General features: G+C 54.6%; 1 protein-coding gene. It reads right to left on the bottom strand.

Features of this window, described 5'->3' with window-relative positions; all coding sequences use genetic code 11:
* Positions 1–183 precede the first annotated feature (183 nt).
* On the bottom strand, positions 184–509 hold a 326-nt coding region (locus tag F8N66_RS31400; RefSeq protein ID WP_263597747.1), incomplete at its 5' end, for a YSC84-related protein.

Here is a 509-nt window from a genome sequence, read left to right as displayed (position 1 = left end):
GCACCAGAGCAATACATGCACCCTTACATCGGGTTAGAAGATTCATCAGGCCCCCTCTTGGCGAGGACGGTGATAGCGCTCAACAATCCAGGAATTTCGCCGTGCATCCTGTCCAAAAGGGGCGTCTTGCCCGGTACACAAGACGCCTTGGTAGAGGAGACAGACCCCTTGAAGGACAGGCTTTCAGCGCTTGATCAGGGAAATCTTCGTTCCCTCGATGCTGACCCCGGCCATTAACCCTTGCTGGTCGAATATGAACGCATAGGCATCGTGCTTCACTGTCGTGCTGGACAGATTCTTCGCCACCCCTTCATCAACCCCTACAACGGTGGGTCCTACGCCGACTTCCCAACCCTTGGTTTTACGTAGAAAATCCACGGCTTTGTCGGTCATCAGGAAAACCGCATAGCCATACGACTGGGCGCCTGCTTGTAGTCCCCAGGACCCGGTTACGGAGTTGTAATAATTCTCTACTTGCGAGCCCTTCATCAGCACGCCCTCGCCATAGC

This window comes from Pseudomonas fluorescens (assembly GCF_902498195.1).
Lineage (GTDB): Bacteria > Pseudomonadota > Gammaproteobacteria > Pseudomonadales > Pseudomonadaceae > Aquipseudomonas > Aquipseudomonas fluorescens_BU.
The sequence above is the reverse complement of the archived record's forward strand: the minus strand, read 5'-3'. Positions and strand labels throughout refer to the sequence as shown.